We start from the raw sequence: 18,964 nt of genomic DNA on the forward strand, positions 1-18,964 counted from the left end.
TGATCGGTGGGGGCTATTTCAGTTCGACCGTCCACGGCCCGCTGCGGAGGACGGACCAGTCCGCGGTGGGCGTGAGGGACACGGAGTACTCCGTGTAGAGCTGGTAGGTGCCGGGCAGCAGCGGGGTCGGGGCGGTGCCGCAATGGTCCAGCGGCACCGGGATGGCGAGCGTCTCGCTGGCGCCGGCCGCCAGCGTGAGCTGGATGGCGTTGGCAGCGATCGGGCCCATGGTGGCGACCACGGTGCCGTTCTTGACGACGACCACGCGGACCGCGTTCGCGGTCGACCCGTTGACGGTGGCACGGGAGTCGTTGGTCAGTACGCCGGTCACCCGGCCGTACCCAGCCGCGCGCTGGATCGTCTGCTCGGCGATGGTCACGCGGAGCGGCGACTCGGCCGGATGCTGACCGGTGAGCTTCGCGCCGCACCCGTGCGGGAACGGCACCGGAGCGGGAGCCGCCGCGACCTGCGGCTCCCCGGGGCGAACGGCCCAGACGACCGCGGACACCACAGCCACAGTGGTCACCGCGGCGCCGACGGCTGCGAATCTGGCCGTCCGCCGACGCCGCCGGCGGATGCGGTGCGCGACGGCCTCCTCGGCGATGCCGACCGTCTCACTGCCGGCGGCCGCGGTGTTCAGCAGGTCGTGCAGGTCGTTGGACGTCATCGGACACTCTCCTCACTCGTGCCGAGCAACCCGGCGAGCTTCGCTTTCGCGTCGGACAGGTGGCGCTTCACGGTTCCCTCCGCGCACCCGAGCTGGTCGGCGATCTCGGGGACGGTCAGGTCCTCGTAGTACCGCAGGACGACGCACGCCCGCTGCTTCGGCGCCAGCGTCCCGAGTGCTCGCCGTACGGCGTCCGCGACCGCGAGCCGGTCGTCGTCGTGGACCGGCGGGTCGACGAGCAAGTGCTTCGTCGCGTTCCACCGGAGCAGCCGGCGGCGGCTGTCGACGTACTGGTTGAGCATCGCGCGCCGCACGTACCCCTCGAGCTGGTCGATGTCGCCGCCGCGCCGCAACCGGCCCAGCACGCGGACCAGCGCGTCCTGCACGAGGTCGCTCGCCGTGCTCGGGTCGCCGGTCAGCAGGTACGCGTACGCACGCAACGCGCCGCCCCGTGCGGCCAGCAGCTCCCGCAGGTCGTGCTCCCAGCCGGTCATCGTCACCGTCCTTCCTCCACACCCAGGACGATCGGCCGGGCCGAAACGTTGGGTCGGATTGTTGTACCTCTTAGTACAGTGGCCGGGTGGAGACGGTCGAGCGGTTGATTCGCAGTACGCAGGAGCTGTTGTGGGAGCGCGGGTACGTCGGCACGTCGCCGAAGGCGGTGCAGCGGCTGGCGGACGCCGGGCAGGGGAGCATGTACCACCACTTCACCGGCAAGGCGGACCTGGCGAAGGTGGCGATCGGGCGGTCCGGCGCCGAGCTGCGGGAGGCCGCCGAGGAGCAGCTGGGGAGTGACGGTACGGCGGGATCGCGGATCGCGGGGTATCTGACCCGCGAACGGGACGTCCTCAAGGGGTGCCGGATCGGGCGGCTCGCGGCGGATCCGGAGGTGGTGGCGGATCCGGTACTGCGGGAACCGGTCGCGGAGACGTTCGCGTGGCTGCAAGCACGGCTGGCGGAGGTGGTTGCCGAGGGCAAGCGTGACGGCGAGTACCCGGAGTCGCTCGACCCGGAGCGGACCGCCGCGACGATCGCCGCTGTACTGCAGGGTGGTTACGTACTCGCCCGCGCGGCCGGTTCGCGCGAACCGTTCGACCTTGCCGTCAAAGGACTCATCGACCTCCTGGAGGCGAAGTGAAGATCGGCGCGGTGTTCCCCCAGCTCGAGATCGGGGCAGATCCGGCGGTCGTCCGCGAGTGGACGACGACGGTCGAGGCGGCCGGATACAACCACGCGCTCGCGTACGACCACGTGCTCGGCGCGGATCCGGCGAACCGGCCGGGATGGACCGGGTACACCGACAAGTCCTTGTTCCACGAGGTTTTCGTGCTGTTCGGCTACATGGCCGCGATCACCACCACGCTTGAGCTCGTCACCGGCGTCCTCGTGCTCCCGCAGCGGCAGACCGCGCTGGTCGCGAAACAGGCGGCCGAGGTCGACGTGCTGAGCGGCGGCCGGCTCCGGCTCGGCGTCGGCATCGGGTGGAACCAGGTCGAGTACGACGCCCTCGGCGTACCGTTCGAGAAGCGCGGCGCCCGGCTCACCCAACAGGTCGAGCTGCTCCGCAAGCTCTGGGCGGAGCCGGTCATCTCGTACGACGGCAGGTTCGACCACGTCGGCGAAGCCGGGCTGAATCCGCTGCCCGGGCGGGAGATCCCGATCTGGTTCGGCGGCGGCGCGGATGCGGTACTGCGGCGGACCGGGCGGATGGGCGACGGGTGGATGCCGCAGTCCGCGCCGGACGAGACGGCGCGCCGGCAGCTCGCGGTGATCCGGCAGGCGGCCGAGGACGCCGGACGCGACCCGGGGCAGGTCGGCATCGAGGCGCGATTGAGCCTCGGCGCCGTCCCCGAGCAGGACTGGCGCGCGTACGCGGACGGCTGGCGCGAGCTGGGCGCCACCCACCTGTGCGTGAACACGATGAACATGGGCCTGGCCAAGCCCGAGGACCACGCCCAGGTCCTACGCGAGGTGTTGCCGAAGCTCGCTCAGTGAGTGTTCGCGGTCGAGCCGCGGATCGCCAGCGGGCACGGCAGGGTGATGACCGTTCGCCGTGTCGCTCAGGGTGACCGCCTCGCGGGCCCGGCTGCTCGTCTCACACCAGGAGGCGGAGGTGCACCAGCGCGACGGCTGGATTACCGTGTTGGTATACCGGATAACGGACCACGAGATCGTAGTTCTCGATTAAGGAGCCCCCAGTGTCAGTCGACGTCACCGGCCCGCTGCACGAGCGGTACGACGAGATCCTCAGTGAGCGGGCGCTCGGCCTGATCGAGACCCTGCACCGCGCGTACGACGCCCGCCGGCGGGAGCTGCTCGGGAAGCGCGCGGAGCGGATCGCCGCGATCGCGGCCGGGACGGAGCTGGGGTTCCTGGCGGAGACGCGGGCCGTCCGTGACGACCCGGAGTGGCGGGTCGCGCCGCCCGCTCCGGGGATCGTCGACCGCCGGGTCGAGATCACCGGGCCGACCGACCGGAAGATGACCATCAACGCGCTGAACTCCGGCGCCAAGGTCTGGCTGGCCGACCAGGAGGACGCGAACACCCCGACCTGGGAGAACGTCGTCGGCGGCCAGCTGAACCTGCTGGACGCGATCACCCGGAAGATCGACTTCAGCACCGACACGAAGAGCTACAGCCTGAGGCCGGACGACGAGCTCGCGACGATCGTCGTCCGGCCGCGCGGCTGGCACCTGCCGGAGAAGCACATCCTGGTCGATGGCGAGGAGACTTCCGGTTCGCTGGTCGACTTCGCGCTGTACTTCGCGGCCTGCGCGCAGCTGCAGCTCGACCGCGGCCAGGGACCGTACTTCTACCTGCCGAAGATGGAGTCGCACCTCGAGGCGCGGCTCTGGAACGACGTGTTCGTCACCGCGCAGGAGGCGCTCGGGATCCCGCGCGGGACGATCCGGGCGACCGTCCTGATCGAGACCTACCCGGCGGCGTTCGAGATGGAGGAGATCCTGTACGAGCTCCGCGAGCACTCGGCCGGCCTGAACGCGGGCCGCTGGGACTACATGTTCAGCGTGATCAAGACGCACCGGACCAGCGGCAAGGCGTTCCAGCTGCCGGACCGGAACAGCGTGACGATGACCGTGCCGTTCATGCGCGCGTACACGGAGCTGCTGGTGCGGACCTGCCACAAGCGCGGCGCGCACGCGATCGGCGGCATGGCGGCGTTCATCCCGAGCAAGGACCCGGCCGTGAACGAGGTCGCGTTCGCGAAGGTCAAGGCCGACAAGACCCGCGAGGCCGGCGACGGCTTCGACGGTTCGTGGGTGGCGCACCCGGGCATGGTCGGGACCGCCCGCGAGGTGTTCGACTCGGTCCTCGGCGACCGCCCGAACCAGATCGACAAGCTCCGCGAGGACGTCACGGTGAGCGCCGAGCAGTTGCTCGACGTCGCCGCCACGCCCGGTGCGGTGACCGAGGCGGGCCTGCGCAACAACGTCAGCGTCGCGCTGCAGTACCTCGCGGTCTGGCTCGACGGCACCGGTGCGGTCGGCATCTTCAACCTGATGGAGGACGCGGCCACCGCGGAGATCTCCCGGTCGCAGATCTGGCAGTGGCGGCGCAACCAGGTCACGTTGGACACCGGCGACACGGTCAGCACCGAGCTCGTGGAGCGGATCGCCGACGAGGAGATCGCGAAGCTCGGCGACCCGGCCCGGTACGCCGCCGCCCGGTCGCTGTTCCTCGAGGTGGCACTGGCCGACGAGTACGTCGACTTCCTGACGCTGCCGGCGTACGACCGCTTCAGCTGAATAATTACGGTGAGGGCCGTAAAGCGTTGACTCCGACGCTCTACGGCCCTACGGTCGCGCCATAAGTCGAGTTCAGGACGCCAGAAAGGCGGCATTTCCTTGGCTATGAGCGCCCGTCCCCCGGTAGGTCAGACCCGGCGTGACTTCCTCCGCCTGTCCGGCCTGACACTTGCCGCGATCGGCGGCAGCTGGTCCTTGACCGGCTGTGGCTTGTTCGGCGACGACAGCAAGGCCTCCGACGGCAAGTCGGCACTGAAGATCGACTACGTCCCGGTCGAAGTGCTGGATCCGCAGGTGATCACCAACGGCATGTGGATCCTCAGTCGCGGGATCTCCGAAGGCCTGGTCACCCAGAACGAGAAGGGCGACGCGGTGGTCCCTGGCGTCGCGAGCGAGTGGAAAGTCTCCGACGATCACCTGACGTACACGTTCACGCTGCGCGACAACGCCCAGTGGTCGGACGGCAAGCCGGTGGTCGCGCAGGACTTCGAGCGGACGTACAAGCGGCTGTTCACCCCGGCGGGCGGCTCGGCCGGCGGTACGACGCTCGGCGCGAACAGCTACCAGACCGCCACCGGGATCAAGGGCGCGCAGGACTTCCTGTCCGGCGTACTGACCGACTGGACCAAGGTCGGCGTACACGCGAACGGGGACCACGAACTCGTCCTCACGCTGGCCAACCCGAACCCGGACTTCCTGCTCGCGCTCACTCATCCGGCGATGCTGCCGCTGCCGATGGACCTCGTCGAGAGCAAGCCGAAGGACTGGCAGAACCCGCCGAACTACGTGTCCAACGGGCCGTACACGGTGACCGAATGGGTCGCGAACTCGCGGCTGATCCTGGTGCCGAACGAGAAGTACTGGGACCGCGGCACCGTGAAGCTCAGCCGGATCCAGGTCAACCTCGTCGAGCCGAGCGCGGCCGCGACCGCGACGGTGCCGTACGAGAACGGCGAGACCGACCTCGTCCAGCTCGCCGGTCCCGACGTACTGCGGTTCCAGAAGAGCTCGACGTTGTCGAAGGAGCTCAAGCAGACCGAGAACTACAGCATCCTGTACCTCGCGAAGCTCCGCAGTCAGAACAAGGCGATGGACGACGTCCGCGTTCGCAAGGCCCTGTCGCTGGCGCTGGACCGCAAGACGTTGGCCGGCGTACAACCAGGTCAGCAGCCAGGTGTTTCGCTGGTGACCAGCCGGACGAACGGCTGGGACGACAGCATCGCGATCAAGGAGGACGTCGGCGAGGCGAAGCAGTTGCTCGCGCAGGCCGGCTACCCGAACGGTCAGGGCCTGCCGCCGATCCGGCTGCTGGTCGGCGTACCGGACACGACGCTCGCGGACGCGATCGTGGACAGCTGGAGCAAGCAGCTCGGGATCAAGGCGCTCGTCGACCATGTCGAGGCGGGCGTCTACACCGAGCGGCGCTGGCAGGTCCAGAAGGGCGACTACATCGGCTTCTACTACGGCACGTTCGCCGGGCTGCCGACCTGGCCGACGATGGTCGGGTCGCTGTGGTCGCCGCAGAACGTGCAGGAGATCAGCCTGCCGAGCGACCAGTGGCAGAAGTACCAGGCGGTGCAGGACGACAAGAAGCTGACGCCGGCCGCCAAAACCGCTCAGCTGAAGGCGATCCGCACCGGGTTCGCGGCCAAGGCCGCGCTGGAGATCGGCACGCTGGTCGACCAGGCCGCGGCCGAGACCGACGACGCGAAGCGACTGGCCTTGTACAAGCAGGCGGCCAAGCTGCGCGAAGAGCAGTACTTGTACCTGCCGGTGCTCTGGCAGAGCCTGTTCCACGCGGTCAAGCCGAAGGTGCACGGCCTGCAGTTGCGGGCGTACCCGGACTACTTCTACCTCAAGCCGCTCAGCGTGGTGAGCTGACCGTGGGGCTCGCCGTCTACATCGGCAAGCGCCTGGTCCGGCTGGTCCTCTCGCTGATCGCGGTCTCGATCCTGACGTTCACCCTGCTGCAGCTCGCACCGGGCAACTTCGCGGACCTGCAGCGGGTGAACAGCGGCGCGACCAACCTCGGCGGCGTCGGGACCGAGTCGATGGTCGGCGAGCTCGAGTCCCGGTACGGCGCGGATGTGCCGGCCTGGAAGCAGTACCTGATCTTCATGAAAGGCGCGGTGCACTGGGACTTCGGGCCGTCGTACAAGTACGCCAGCCGGAACGTGCAGGACATCATCGCCGAGGCGTTCCCGATCTCGGCCACGCTCGCGGTGCTGGCGGTCCTGCTCGCGCTGCTGATCGCCGTACCGGTCGGGGTGTTCGCGGCGTTGCGGCAGAACTCGAAGTCCGACCACTCGACGATGTTCGTGGTCACGCTCGGGCACGCGTTGCCGAGTTATCTGACTGCGGCGTTCATGATCCTGCTGTTCTCCGCCACGCTGAAGCTCTTGCCTTCCGGCGGCTGGAACGGGCCGAAGGACCTGGTGCTGCCGGTGCTCGCGCTGAGCCTCGGCCCGGCCGCGGTGCTGGCGCGGTACGTGCGGTCGAGCATGCTGGAGACGTTGCGCGAGGAGTACATCACGGCGGCGCTCGCGAAGGGCGGACCACGGCGTACAGTCATCGTCCGGCACGCGCTGCGGAACTCGCTGATCCCGCTGGTGACCGTGGCCGGCCCCTTGCTGGCCGCGTTGATGACCGGGACCGTGTTCGTCGAGGCACTGCTGCGGATCCCCGGTCTCGGGCTGTACTTCGCGAACGCCGCCGCGAGCCGGGACATGCCGCTGCTGATGGGTACGGCGTTGTTCTTCGCGCTGATCCTGATGGTGACCAACCTGGTCGTGGACCTGGCGTACGGGCTCCTCGATCCGCGAATCCGTGCTGCTGGAGGTGGTCCCGTTGACGGCGACTGAGGGTCTGCGAGCGGCGGCCGTCGAACACAGCATGCGGGCCCGCGGTCCGGGGGCGCGGGCCTGGTCCCGGTTCCGGAAGCACCGGCTGGCGTTCTGCAGCCTGGTCTTCTGCGCGTTCCTGATCCTCGTCGCGATCGCCGCGCCGCTGATCGCGCCGTACGGCTATGAAGAGACCGACATCCAGCACAAGCTGGCGGGTCCGGGATCCGCGGGGCATCTGCTCGGGACCGACCTGCTCGGGCGGGACATTCTCAGCCGGCTGATCTACGGGCTGCAGACCGCGTTGACCGTGGCGTTCGGTGCCGAGCTGACGGCGCTCGTGTTCGCGTTGGCGATCGGGCTGCTCGCGGGGTACCTCGGCGGACGGGTCGAGCAGGTGCTGATGGCGTTCACCGACGTGATGTACGCGTTCCCGAGCTACCTGTTCGCGGTCGTGATGGTGACCGTGCTCGGGCGCAGCATCTTCGCGCTGGTGGTCGCGATCGGGATCGCGTCCTGGGTCACGCAGGCACGGCTGGTGCGGGCGCAGGTGCTGACGCTCAAGCAGCGCGAGTACGTCGAGGCGGCGCGGTCGATGGGCGCGAAGGGCACCACGATCGCGATCCGGTACATCCTGCCGAACGCGATCGGCCCGATCCTGGTCACGACCAGCTTCGCGATCCCGGCCGCGATCGCCGCGGAGGCAGGGCTCGCGCTGCTCGGACTCGGCGTCCAGCCGCCGACGCCGTCGTGGGGCGCGATGATCAGCGACGGCAGCCGGTACCTGCTGGCCGCGCCGCATCTGCTGGTCGCGCCGGCGGTGCTGTTCGCGTTGACGCTGCTGGCGTTCACGTGGATCGGCGACGGCGTACGGGACGCGTTCGACGCGAGTGGGGAGCAGCGATGAGCCTGTTGTCGGTCCGCGACTTGCGTACGACGTTCCGCCGCGACGACGGGGAGCCGCTGACCGCGGTCGACGGGGTCTCGTTCGACGTGGAGCGGGGACAGGCGCTGGCGGTCGTCGGGGAGAGCGGGAGCGGCAAGAGCGTCACGATGCGCAGCGTGCTGGGCATCCTGCCGCGGACCGCGCGGACGTCCGGCCAGGCCTTGTACGGCGACCGGGATCTGCTCGCTCTTGGAGACAAGGAACTGCGCCGGATCCGCGGCCGCGACATCGCGATGGTCTTCCAGAGCGCGATGGAGGCGATGAACCCGACGCTGACGCTGGAACGGCAGCTCACCGAACACCTGATCTGGCACGGCCTGTGTACGAAGGCCGAAGCCCGCAAACGCGCGATCCGGGCGCTCGGCGACGTCGGCATCCCGGACCCGGAGAAGCGGATCCGCACGTACCCGTTCCAGCTGTCCGGCGGGATGCGGCAACGCGCGATGATCGCGATGGCGATGGTGACCGAGCCCGCGCTGCTGATCGCGGACGAGCCGACCACCGCGGTCGACGTCACCGTGCAACGCCAGCTCCTCGACCTGCTGAAGGCGCTCAAGGATCGCGGGACGGGGATCATCATGATCACCCACGACCTCGGCGTCGCGCGGTACTTCTGCGACGACGCCGTCGTCATGTACGCCGGCCGTGTCGTCGAACGTGCGCCGATGGAGAAGCTGCTCGACGACCCGCGGCATCCGTACAGCGTCGGCCTGCTCGGATCGGGCGTCGAGGTCGGCGGACGCGACCTGCCGCTGCGGCCGATCCCCGGCAGCCCGCCCGACCTGTCGCGGCGGCCGGAGGGCTGCCCGTTCCATCCGCGGTGCCCACGAGCGGAGCTGCCGCGGTGTGGGACCGAACAGGAGACGCTGACGATCGGGCCCTCCCGGGACGCCGCCTGCTGGAAGGTGACTGCCGATGTCTGAACCGTTGATCCACGCTTCGTCGGTGACGAAGGTGTTCACGACGCGGGCGGGTGAAGTGCGCGCTGTCGATGACGTGTCGTTGAGTGTGCATCGCGGCGAGACGGTCGGGCTGGTCGGGGAGAGCGGCAGCGGGAAGTCGACGATGGCGCGGTTGATGATGGGGCTGCAGACGCCGACGTCGGGGCGCGTCTCGTTCGACGGACACGACCTCGGGAGGATGCCGGAGCGCGAGTTGCGGGTGTTGCGGCCGCGGATGCAGATGGTGTTCCAGAACCCGTACGGGTCGTTGCTGCCGCATTTCAGTGCCCTCGGCAACGTGATGGAGCCGTTGCGGCTGCATGACCGAGGTTCCAAGGAGTCGCGGCGTACGGCGGCGTTGGAACTGCTGGACCTGGTCGGCATCAACACGCATCACGCGGAGCTGTATCCGCGGCAGTTCTCGGGTGGGCAGCAGCAGCGGATCGCGATCGCGCGGGCGTTGGCGCTGGAGCCGGACTTGCTGGTGTGTGACGAGCCGACGTCGTCGCTGGACGTGTCGATCCAGGCGCAGATCCTCGAGTTGTTCACCGATCTGCGGGAGCGGCTGGGGCTGTCGTTCCTGTTCATCTCGCACAACCTGGCGGTGGTGGAGCGGCTCGCTGACCGGGTCGCGGTGATGAACAAAGGCAAGCTGGTCGAGGAGAGCTCGACGGAGGAGCTGTTCCGGGAGCCTCGAGATCCTTATACGCAACAGCTTCTGGCTGCTGTCCTCCCGATTCGCCAGGAGAGCTGAGAGACTGCTTGGTGTGTACACACCGACTGCACGGGAAATCTCGCTCGCCTTCGACCTGGGTTCGTCTGGTGAGTTGGTCCACGTGCGGCGCGGGGACAACGACGCCTGGCGGTTGGGCTCGTACTTTCTGAAGGGGTACTTTCCCTCGACGGGCGGTCAGTTCAACGGCGACGGGCTGATCGATCAGCTGACGGTCGCGATGGCCTTCGAGCAGCTCGCCCTCGACGCCGGGGTGGACATGCCGTCACCGGTCCAGCCCGTGGATCCGTACCTCGGCTGGCTGGTGCGGATCGAGGACCGGTTGTTCCGGGTCCACCGCTGGGTCGAGCATGATCCTGAGCCTGTGGACGTCTCGGCGTGGCTTGGTCGCACGATGCTGCAGGTCCACCAGCTACAGCCGCTCGGCCAGGCGCCGCTACCTCGCTGGTGGCGTGGCTCGGTCCGCTCACCCTCAACCTGGGAAGCCTGGCTCGCCAAGTCTCACGACATGCCCTGGGCCTCTTTGTACGCCGAGGCCCTCCCACACCTGCAGTCCGCCGCCGAACGCATCACCACCAGGTGCGACTCCGTCCCCGACCTGGTGACAACCCACGGCGACTTCAAACCCCACAACATCGTCACCTCACCCACCGGCCCGGTCCTCGTCGACTGGGACAGCGTCCGCACCGACAGCGCCGCCCTCGAAGCAGCCCGCGTCGCCTACATCTTCGCCGCCGGCAACCCCGACCGCATCGCCCCCATCCTCGCCACCTACACCGGCGACCTCACCTGGCCCGGCGAAGACCTCTTCCTCAGCGTCACCAGAAACCACCTACAAACCCTCGGCGACCACCTCCAAGTAGCCCTCGCCGAAAACCCCCCAGCCCGCTGGATGGGCAACCCCACCACCATCCACACCGCCATCACCACCACCCTCCAATCCCTCCCCACCCACCTCACCGAACTCCGCCAACTGGCCGCCGCCGTCTGCTAGTTGCTCGCGGCAACTGCTGTGGTGATGGTGGTGGCGAGGGTTTGGGTTTGGGTGGGGGTGCCTAGGAGGTAGGGCTGAGGGAGCCAGAGGGTGTCTTGGGAGAGGGTGTCGGCGTTGGGGCAGGTGGGTTGGGGGTAGGGCCGGCCCAGGCGGTTGGTGATGGCGGTTGCTTCTTGCAGTACTGCGGTGTTGCGGTGGAGGGGGACGTAGCCGGGGGAGGCCTTGTCGAAGCCGGCGGCTTTGAGGGAGTTGAGTACGGCGTCTCGGTGGCCGGGGACGCGGAGCATGAAGAGGTGGCGGCCGTGGGCGGTGATGGTGGGGTCTTCGGGGGCGAGGTGGATGCCTTCCACCGTGGACAGGGCGTCGGTGAGTTGGCGGGCGTTGCGTTCGCGGAGTTGCTGGAGTTCTGGGTGGCGGCGGAGTTGGACGCGGAGGATCGCGGCCTGGAACTCGGTCAGGCGGAGGTTGTAGCCGACCGACTCGTGCTGGTACCAGCCACCACCGGGGACCCGCCCCACGTTGACCAACGAGTAGACAGCACCGGCCAGTTCCGCGGAGTCCGTGAGTACGACGCCGCCCTCGCCGGCGGTGATGTTCTTGCTGCTCTGGAAGCTGAACGTGCCGAGGTCACCGATCGCCCCGACCGGCCGGCCCTTGTACGCCGCCCCGTGCGCCTGGGCCGCGTCCTCGACGATCGTCAGCCCGTGCCGCTCTCCGAGCACCGTGAACGCATCCAGGTCCGCCGGCCGCCCGGCGAGGTGGACGACGACGATCGCCTTCGTCCGTTCGGTGATCGCCGCCTCGGCCGCCACCGGGTCGAGCAGGTGCGTGTCCGGGTCCACGTCCGCGAACACCGGCACCGCTCCGACGAACAGCGCCGCCGACGCGGTCGCGATGAACGTGTACGGCGGCACGATCACCTCGTCACCGATCCCGACCCCGGCCGCCCGCAGCGCCCCCGCGATCGCGAGGGTCCCGTTCGCCAGGCAGATCGCGTGCTCGGCCTGCTGGTACGCCGCGAACTCCCGCTCGAACGTCGCGACGGTGTCCCCGCTGGTGCTGCCCCACTTGCCCGAGTTCAGCACCTCGAGCAGCGCCTTGGCTTCCTCGTCGTCGTACTGCGGCCACTCAGGCATCATGGTGTGATCACCCATCTGTTGTCTCCGGCAACGATATCCGCCGTCAGCTCGACGAAGGCCTGGCCGAACCGCTCCACGGTCCGCGCCGAGCCCTCGCCTTCCTTGACGATCGGGTCCCGCCCGGCCTCCGGTACGGCGAGCAGTACCGCGGCTGCCGGCACCGGCTCGGCCGCCTGCGCGCGGACCGTGTACCCGTCCGGATGCGGTTCGAGTGACAGTACGACGCCGCGCCGGCTGCGCTCCCAGGTGTTGAGCTGCCCGGCCGTCCACCACGGCATCCCGCGCCGGCGCGCCTCCGCGGCGAGCTCGACGCACGCCCTCCGTGTCGGCGGGCGCCAGCGGAGATGTGGCCCGTGGAACAGGAAGTGTGCGACACCGTGCACTGCCTGCGCACCGTCCAGGATCACGTCGCGGACTGCGACATGCCCGGCCCAGGCGAGGTCCTGCGTGTGTAACGGCAGATTGAGCACGTCGTAGAGACGGTTGCCGTCAGCAACCGGTGCCATCGGGAACGTCAGGTGCGCGGTGCCGAAGGTGAAGCCCACGTCCCCTTGTTTACTCGGCCCGCGGGACTCGTCGATCTGGATGCCGAGCCGCTCGCACCACGGGTAGAAGTCGGTCCAGCCTTCCCAGCGGGTGTAGTGGTTCTTGTTCGAGACGATCCGCTCGGTCCCGGTGACGGCCTGCGCCCAGGCGTACTGCGCGCGCAGTTGCGGCCAGCCCCACACCGCAAGGTCCGCGTCGCCCATCGCGTTGTAATGCAGGGCGTTCTCGTGCCCGGCCGCCGTGATCTCCACGTGTAGATCCGGGGAGTACCCGCCCGGGAACAGATGGCACCACGTCACCTTCACGTCGGCCTCGGCGAACGCGTCGAGCGCGGCCTGCCCTTCCTCCTCGACGTTCCCGTCCGAGTCGTGTGACATGTGCGCGACCGCGTCCACTCCGGACGGCCAGTACCAGAGCCACGGCACAGCTGCCCCGGTCTGCGAAGCGCTCCACCACAGGCTCTGTGCGAACAGTGCGCACCACCAGTCCGCCTGCGGCTGGTCGAACATCGGTACGGCGCTCGGCGGTGGATACGTATGCACGAACCGCTCGACCAACTCGGGCTCACCCGGCGGCATCGCCCGGTCGTGCTCGAAGCTGAGCGCCATCCCGTCCTCGCACTTGAGGATCCCGTCGTCGATCGGCGCCGTACCGTCCGCGGCGGGCGCCCCATCCGCGGTCACGGCGTACCCCTGCCGGATCCGGACGATCGTCTGCCACAGGTCGACGCCGTACGTCAGTACGACGCCTGCGCCGACTCGGCGAAGCGTGACCGCGGCCGTGTCGTCCTGCCACCGCGCAATCACCTCGGCGTCGGCGACCATCAGCCGCCCACCGATCGCGTGCAGCCCTCGCGGCGGTCCGTACGACCAAACCGACTCATCTACACGTGTCACCTGACCATCGGGTACGGCGGCGTACGCCGAAACGCCCGCGAGCGTGGACAGCGAACCGGGATCGCCCACGACGATCAACGCACCGCCGGCCGCGACCCAATCCTCGATCCCGTCGGTAGGGCCGGGGGCAGCGACGACCAGGACCGACACGTCGTCCGGAATGTCGTCAGGGGCGACCACCGCGTACGGCAGCCGGAGTTGGCCGAGGATCTCGTCCAGGTAGGCCCACCAGGCGTCCTGACCCGCCCGGTGGGCCCGCTCGGTTGCCACCCGGTTGTCCACCACCGCGATTGCTGGCATGCCGACCACCCTGCCTCAGCGTGGGAGCTTCGGCAAGGCCCGAATAGCAGTTATGGATGTCCGTAATAACTCAGCGCGGCAGCTTCTCCACCAGCAGCTGGAACGGCCGTGGCGGCCGACCGAGTTTGTTCGAGCGGGGTGGCGGCATCGGCCAGGCGAGGCCCTCGTCCACCAGCGTCGTCAGCGTCCGGCGGGCGGTCCGCAGCGTGACGCCGAGCAGTTCGGCGACCTTCTCCGCGTCGACCACCCGCTCGGTGTCGTTCGCCTTGTCCAGCTGCTCGGCCAGCGTGGCGAGAATCTGCAAAGCCCGCGAGTCACCAGGCACCGGCCGTTCCGCGGCCCGGGTGCGTTCGCCCGGGATCTGCAGCACGAACCCGTGCGGCCCGACCACGAACGCCGTACCGCCGCCGGCCGCCTTGTCGACGGCGGACTGGGCGTTCACTTCGGCCTCGCGGGTCGACGTACCGAGGCCGATGCCGACCTCGAGCCGGATCCCCAGCTCCTCGGAGATCCGGTCCAGGAACGGCGCCATCGACAGGTTGTCGGTGGCCAGCCGCAGCGAGCCCATCGTGGTCACGATCAGGAAGCTGTGCTCGTCGCGCGGCACCACCGCGGCATCCATCGGCCGGGCGTCGCGGAGCAGTTCGCGGTGCAGCGACAGCCGCAGTTCCTGGTACCAGTACGCGCTCGCGCTGGCGTGCGCCGGCAGCGAGGCCGCAGGCACCCGGACGATCATCGTGACGATCCGGGACTCCTCCAGCTTGGCGCCGCCGCCCATCAGGATCGCGGTGGTCAGCGCCTGCCGGATCGTCATCGACGACGGCGTCATCCGCAGCGTCGGTACGCCGGCCTTCCGGAGCGCGACGTCGACGGTCGGCACCGTCGTCACCGCTCCGGTGGTCCGGCCGCGTTCGTGCAGCGTGCGGTGGAAGTCGAGGAACTCCCCGGCCGACTCCGGCCCGGCGTACTCCTTCAGCCGGACCCCGGCGACGCTCAGCCCGATCTCCTCGTAGACGTGCTTGAGGTCCCGCCGCGCCATCGTGTCGACGCTGATCCGGGCCGGGTCGAAGACCTTCTCCAGGACGCCGCGGAGCAGCGCCGAGAACAACGCGGGACCGCCGGCCGGTACGTACGTCGCCGGAACCGGCAGCCCGCCCGCGACCGCCAGGTCGTACGGCAACGGCCCGGCGAACAGGAACACGTCGACCCGGGACGCGATCCGCGCCGCCTGCTCGTGCGCCGCGTGCTCCTCGGCGTACACCGCGGTGACCAGCCGCAGCGCCGGGTTGTCCAGCTCCCGGGCCAGGTTGACGATCCGGGGCACGATCTGGTCGGCGCCGACGACGCCGACGGTGATCTGTTCGTGGGTCGGCATGTCAGCGGGGTGCGTCGACGTTCACGGTCGGGATGCCGCCGCCGGCCCGGGCGATGATCGCCAGCGAGGGCTCGGCGCCCGGGTTGCTCTCCCGGTGGACGGTGAACGACGGGACGTGCACGAAGTCGCCGGCCACCGCGTCCAGGTACTCGTCGGAGCCTTCGAACTCCAGCCGGAGCACCCCGGACACGATGTACAGGCTGCTCTCGTTCTTGTCGTGGTGGTGCCAGCCGGAGGTGATACCGGGCTGCGTGATCACCTGCCCGGCCCACAGGATCGGGAGCTCGAACGCCCGCATCCGGAGCATGCCGGACGTCGGGTCGGCGGTGACCAGGTCACCGGCCTTGATCACGCGAACGGGGTCGGACATGCCTTCAGTGTTGCAGCAATGCCTCAGCCACGGGCGCGATCTCGGCATAGACGCCGGGGTCGCCCGGCTGCGCGCAGCCCTGTCCCCACGACACGACCCCGAGCAGGCGCCCGTTGAGTACGAGCGGGCCGCCGGAGTCGCCCTGGCACGCGTCGGTGCCGCCCTTGATGTAACCGGCGCACACGTTGGTGGCCGCGGCGTACCCGTTGGTTACGTAGCTCTTGTTCGCCAGGCACGTCTTGTCACCAAGATCCGGTACGGCGGCCTTCTGCAACGTCTCGTCCGGCCCGGTGTTCTGCGTGTCGCCCCAGCCGTACACGGTCGGTACGGCGCCTGCCGCGTCCGCACGGGCCCGTGTCTCGAGCGGCAGCACGGGTACGCCGATGAACGGCTTGGCCAGCGTGAGTACGGCGACGTCGTACCGGTTGTTCTTCGTGTTGTAGCCCGGGTGGATCCACACCTTGCTGATCGCGGACACCCGTCCGGCCGAGCTGTCACCGAGGTCGGCGCGGCCCTGAACGGCGTAGTACGTCGAGGTCGCCTCGTCCATGCAGTGGGCGGCGGTGACGATCTTGTCGGGCTTGATCAGCGTCGCACCGCAGTACCGGCCGCTGGACGACTCGGACTGTGTGGTGTTGAGCGCGATCGCCCACGGGGCCTCGCTGACACTCGTCACCGTGCCACCAACGATGCACGGCTTGGCGCCGGCCGTGAGGGTCAGCAGTCCGGCAATGACGAGTACACCCCGTGAGAGTCTCATCGCTGTAGGTTAGCGAACGACTGGAGCCTGCAGGCTGCCGTACCTCTCCATGCGTTGCCAGCGCAGCCTGGTACCGGCCAGCGCGGTGAACACGGACTGGATCACCACGAGGTACATCAGCTGCCGGTAGACGAACTGCTGCAACGGCAACGTCCACAACGGACCAGGCCGCTCCCCGTCCAACCGGAACGCATAGAACCCCATCAACAGCTGCAACAGCACAAAGCCGGCCCAAACGCCGAGCACACGCACCGGGTTGAGGAAGATCAGGCCGTAGATCGCGAACACGTCCACCACCGGAGCCAACAGCGGCAGCAGCACCTGGAACAGCATCAGGTACGTCAGACCGCGCCGCCCGAACTTCCCGGCCCGCCCGCGCTGCACCATCGCGCCACGGTGCTTCCACATCGCCTGGAGCGTCCCGTAGCACCAGCGGTACCGCTGCCGCCACAGCGCGCCCATGGAGGCCGGTGCCTCGGTCCAGGCCACCGCGCTCTCCTCGTAGACCACCCGCCACCCGTCACGGCACAACGCCATGGTCAGGTCGGTGTCCTCCGCCAGCGTCACGTCGCTGAGCCCGCCGATGCGTTCCAGCGCCGTACGGCGGAACGCGCCCACCGCACCGGGCACGGTCGGCATGCACTCGGCGAGGTCGAACAGCCGGCGGTCGAGGTTGAAGCCGATCACGTACTCGATGTGCTGCCAGCGGCCGATCAGCCCGCCGCGGTTGCCGACCTTCGCGTTGCCGGACACCGCGCCGACGGCAGGGTGGCCGAACGGCTGGATGAGCTTGCGGATCGCGTCCGGCTCGAACACCGTGTCGCCGTCGACCATCACGATCAGCTCGCACCGGGCCGCCTTCAGCCCGGTGTTCAGCGCGACCGGCTTGCCCGCGTTCGGCTGCCGGATCACCCGTACGCCGGGGATCGCCAGCGCCTCGACGATGTCCGCCGTACCGTCCGTGGAGCCGTCGTCGACGACGATCACCTCCAGCGGATGGTCGGACGCGACCAGCGAGCGGATCGCGGCCTCGATCCCGGCGCTCTCGTTGTACGCCGGAACGATCACGCTGACCGGCTCCGTCACGGGCGGCCCGTAGATCCAGCCGCGCATCCGGGCGTGCCGGCGGGCGGCAACGACCGTCGCGATCGCCCGCAGCACGCTGAGCGCGCCCGCGGCGTACAGCAGCCACCCGATGAGACTCAGGACCCAGTCGCTGATCCGCATCACCCAGATGAGCGTCAGGCCGCGTCCGCGGTCCAGCAGCCCGGCCTTGTGCGTCGGGTCCGGCAGACCGACGGCTTCGCTTACGGTCGCAAAACGGAAGCCACGTGCCTTCAGTCGCGGCAGGAGCTTGTTGAGCGCCTCCACAGTCTCGCTGCGGTCACCGCCGGCGTCGTGCATCAGTAATACCTGCCCGGCAGTACTGCGCGGCATCGAGTTGGCGATGACCTTGTCGGTACCGGGTCGCCGCCAGTCCTCACTGTCCTGGCTGGTCAGTACGGCGAGGTACCCGGCGTCCCGCACCTGCCGGAGCGCCTTCCAGTCCAGGTCGGTCAGTGCGCTCGGCTCTGACGAGTACGGCGGCCGGATGAGCGTCGTGGTGACACCTGTGGCGCCGGCCAGGATCAGCTGGCTCTGCTTGAGCTCCAGCGAGCGCCGCCACGGGGCAGCGGTCGACAGGTTCGCGTGCGTGAACGTGTGCACGGCGATCTGGTGGCCTTCGGCAACTATCCGGCGGGCCAGGTCCGGATGCTTGGCGACCGCGGTCCCGACGACGAAGAACGTCGCGTGCACGCCGTGGGCCCGCAGTACGTCGAGGATCTTCGGCGTCCAGACCGGGTCCGGGCCGTCGTCGAAGGTGATCGCGATCGTCCGGTCGTGCGGGGCGACCGAGCGCGGCGTACCGCCGCCGGCGTCGATCACCGGGCCGCCCGTGACGATCTGTCGCGGTACCGTCCCGGACCCGCCGACCGGCTGGACCGCGCCGTCGGGGGCCGTGCCGAACATGTGGTTCGTGTAACCGTTCAGCAGCAGCATGGTGGACAGGCAGACCAGCAGCATGGTCAGCACGATCCAGTGTGTCCGGAGCGGAACCTGCTTCGCCCGGCGCGCGACCGGCCGGCTCACGGGGTCGGAGTCTTGGTCTTACCGGGCGGTGCGGTCGGCTTCTTGCCGTGCGTCGTGGTCGTGGTCGTCGTCGGTGCGGGCGTCGTCGGGGCCGTCGTGGTCGGCGTCGCCGTCGGGGCCGTGGTGCCCGGAGGCGCGGTGGTCGTCGTGCTCGGCGGTACGACGGTCGGCGGCACGATCGTCGTACCGACCGTCGGCACCGTGGTCGTACCGGTCGTCGGCGCGGTGGTCGATCCGGACGTCGGCGCCGAGGTGGGCCCGCTGCTGCTGTTCGTCGACGGAGCGGGTGTCGACGAGTCGCTGCCGGGGGTGCTCGACTCCTGGGACGGACCGCTACCGGGGGTCGACGAGCCGGTCGTCGGCTGCGGTGTCTGTTCTGCTGCCTCGACCGCAGGCGTCTGCTGATGCCTGGCCTTGGCGGGCTCGGGGAGCGGGATCAGTGGCGTATCCATGCGGGGCCCGCCGAGCAAACTACTGGTCATGAGCACGAGGTAACCGACAGTAGGCACGGCCAGGAAGGCGCCGGTTCTTCGGAGGGTTCGACGACGACGCCCGGTGGAATC

At 69.2% G+C, this 18,964-nt stretch carries 18 protein-coding genes; 10 read left to right on the top strand and 8 right to left on the bottom strand.

Annotated features, from left to right (window positions below; genetic code table 11):
- Window positions 1-13: 13 nt before the first annotated feature.
- Together ACFV9C_RS05350 and ACFV9C_RS05355 are read right to left on the bottom strand one after the other, a co-directional pair.
- A complete protein-coding gene (locus ACFV9C_RS05350) occupies window positions 14-667 on the bottom strand; it encodes a hypothetical protein (protein WP_380190818.1) in 654 nt (217 codons plus the stop codon).
- Entirely contained in the window at window positions 664-1,161 is a 498-nt protein-coding gene (locus tag ACFV9C_RS05355; RefSeq protein ID WP_380190819.1) for a SigE family RNA polymerase sigma factor, read from the bottom strand. Before ACFV9C_RS05355 ends, ACFV9C_RS05350 begins: the two co-directional genes overlap by 4 nt.
- A gap of 86 nt (window positions 1,162-1,247) precedes the next feature.
- On the opposite strand from ACFV9C_RS05355, the gene ACFV9C_RS05360 reads away from it, so the two are divergent.
- From ACFV9C_RS05360 to ACFV9C_RS05400, 9 genes are all read left to right on the top strand, one after another.
- Window positions 1,248-1,805 carry a TetR/AcrR family transcriptional regulator gene (locus ACFV9C_RS05360; protein ID WP_380190820.1) on the top strand — a complete coding sequence of 186 codons (558 nt, stop codon included), beginning with the start codon at window positions 1,248-1,250 and terminating at the stop codon, window positions 1,803-1,805.
- Window positions 1,802-2,662, top strand: a complete 861-nt coding sequence (locus ACFV9C_RS05365; protein WP_380190821.1) for an LLM class F420-dependent oxidoreductase — start codon at window positions 1,802-1,804, stop codon at window positions 2,660-2,662. Before ACFV9C_RS05360 ends, ACFV9C_RS05365 begins: the two co-directional genes overlap by 4 nt.
- Before the next feature lie 203 nt (window positions 2,663-2,865).
- On the top strand, window positions 2,866-4,431 hold the full coding sequence (aceB, locus tag ACFV9C_RS05370; RefSeq protein WP_380190822.1) for a malate synthase A: 1,566 nt from the start codon (window positions 2,866-2,868) through the stop codon (window positions 4,429-4,431).
- 105 nt (window positions 4,432-4,536) lie between these two features.
- Window positions 4,537-6,312 (top strand): peptide ABC transporter substrate-binding protein, encoded by a 1,776-nt coding sequence (locus tag ACFV9C_RS05375; protein ID WP_380190823.1) that lies wholly within the window; start codon window positions 4,537-4,539, stop codon window positions 6,310-6,312.
- 2 nt (window positions 6,313-6,314) lie between these two features.
- On the top strand, window positions 6,315-7,292 hold the full coding sequence (locus ACFV9C_RS05380) for an ABC transporter permease (RefSeq protein WP_380190824.1): 978 nt from the start codon (window positions 6,315-6,317) through the stop codon (window positions 7,290-7,292).
- A complete protein-coding gene (locus tag ACFV9C_RS05385; protein ID WP_380190825.1) occupies window positions 7,279-8,178 on the top strand; it encodes an ABC transporter permease in 900 nt (299 codons plus the stop codon). The genes ACFV9C_RS05380 and ACFV9C_RS05385 overlap by 14 nt, the downstream gene beginning before the upstream one ends.
- A complete protein-coding gene (locus ACFV9C_RS05390; RefSeq protein WP_380190826.1) occupies window positions 8,175-9,140 on the top strand; it encodes an ABC transporter ATP-binding protein in 966 nt (321 codons plus the stop codon). The genes ACFV9C_RS05385 and ACFV9C_RS05390 overlap by 4 nt, the downstream gene beginning before the upstream one ends.
- A complete protein-coding gene (locus ACFV9C_RS05395) occupies window positions 9,133-9,912 on the top strand; it encodes an ATP-binding cassette domain-containing protein (protein WP_380190827.1) in 780 nt (259 codons plus the stop codon). Before ACFV9C_RS05390 ends, ACFV9C_RS05395 begins: the two co-directional genes overlap by 8 nt.
- A 13-nt stretch (window positions 9,913-9,925) precedes the next feature.
- Entirely contained in the window at window positions 9,926-10,885 is a 960-nt protein-coding gene (locus ACFV9C_RS05400; protein WP_380190828.1) for a phosphotransferase, read from the top strand.
- On the opposite strand, the gene ACFV9C_RS05405 is transcribed toward ACFV9C_RS05400, so the two are convergent.
- The 6 genes from ACFV9C_RS05405 to ACFV9C_RS05430 all read right to left on the bottom strand — a co-directional run bounded on the left by ACFV9C_RS05405 (window position 10,882) and on the right by ACFV9C_RS05430 (window position 18,401).
- Window positions 10,882-12,024: a DegT/DnrJ/EryC1/StrS family aminotransferase gene (locus ACFV9C_RS05405; protein WP_380190829.1), complete on the bottom strand. Its 1,143-nt coding sequence runs from the start codon at window positions 12,022-12,024 to the stop codon at window positions 10,882-10,884. The two genes, ACFV9C_RS05400 and ACFV9C_RS05405, sit on opposite strands and share 4 nt — an antisense overlap.
- A complete protein-coding gene (locus ACFV9C_RS05410; protein ID WP_380190830.1) occupies window positions 12,021-13,766 on the bottom strand; it encodes a hypothetical protein in 1,746 nt (581 codons plus the stop codon). The genes ACFV9C_RS05405 and ACFV9C_RS05410 overlap by 4 nt, the downstream gene beginning before the upstream one ends.
- Before the next feature lie 70 nt (window positions 13,767-13,836).
- Window positions 13,837-15,141 carry a hypothetical protein gene (locus tag ACFV9C_RS05415; RefSeq protein WP_380190832.1) on the bottom strand — a complete coding sequence of 435 codons (1,305 nt, stop codon included), beginning with the start codon at window positions 15,139-15,141 and terminating at the stop codon, window positions 13,837-13,839.
- A gap of 1 nt (window position 15,142) precedes the next feature.
- Window positions 15,143-15,511: a cupin domain-containing protein gene (locus tag ACFV9C_RS05420; protein ID WP_380190833.1), complete on the bottom strand. Its 369-nt coding sequence runs from the start codon at window positions 15,509-15,511 to the stop codon at window positions 15,143-15,145.
- 4 nt (window positions 15,512-15,515) lie between these two features.
- Window positions 15,516-16,271, bottom strand: a complete 756-nt coding sequence (locus ACFV9C_RS05425; RefSeq protein WP_380190834.1) for a S1 family peptidase — start codon at window positions 16,269-16,271, stop codon at window positions 15,516-15,518.
- A 9-nt stretch (window positions 16,272-16,280) separates the two neighbouring features.
- A complete protein-coding gene (locus ACFV9C_RS05430) occupies window positions 16,281-18,401 on the bottom strand; it encodes a bifunctional polysaccharide deacetylase/glycosyltransferase family 2 protein (protein ID WP_380190835.1) in 2,121 nt (706 codons plus the stop codon).
- Between the two features lie 12 nt (window positions 18,402-18,413).
- On the opposite strand from ACFV9C_RS05430, the gene ACFV9C_RS05435 reads away from it, so the two are divergent.
- On the top strand, window positions 18,414-18,806 hold the full coding sequence (locus ACFV9C_RS05435) for a hypothetical protein (protein WP_380190836.1): 393 nt from the start codon (window positions 18,414-18,416) through the stop codon (window positions 18,804-18,806).
- The last annotated feature ends 158 nt before the right edge of the window (window positions 18,807-18,964 follow it).

Origin of the sequence: Kribbella sp. NPDC059898 (assembly GCF_042730855.1) — a bacterium.
In the GTDB taxonomy this organism is placed as follows: Bacteria; Actinomycetota; Actinomycetes; order Propionibacteriales; family Kribbellaceae; genus Kribbella.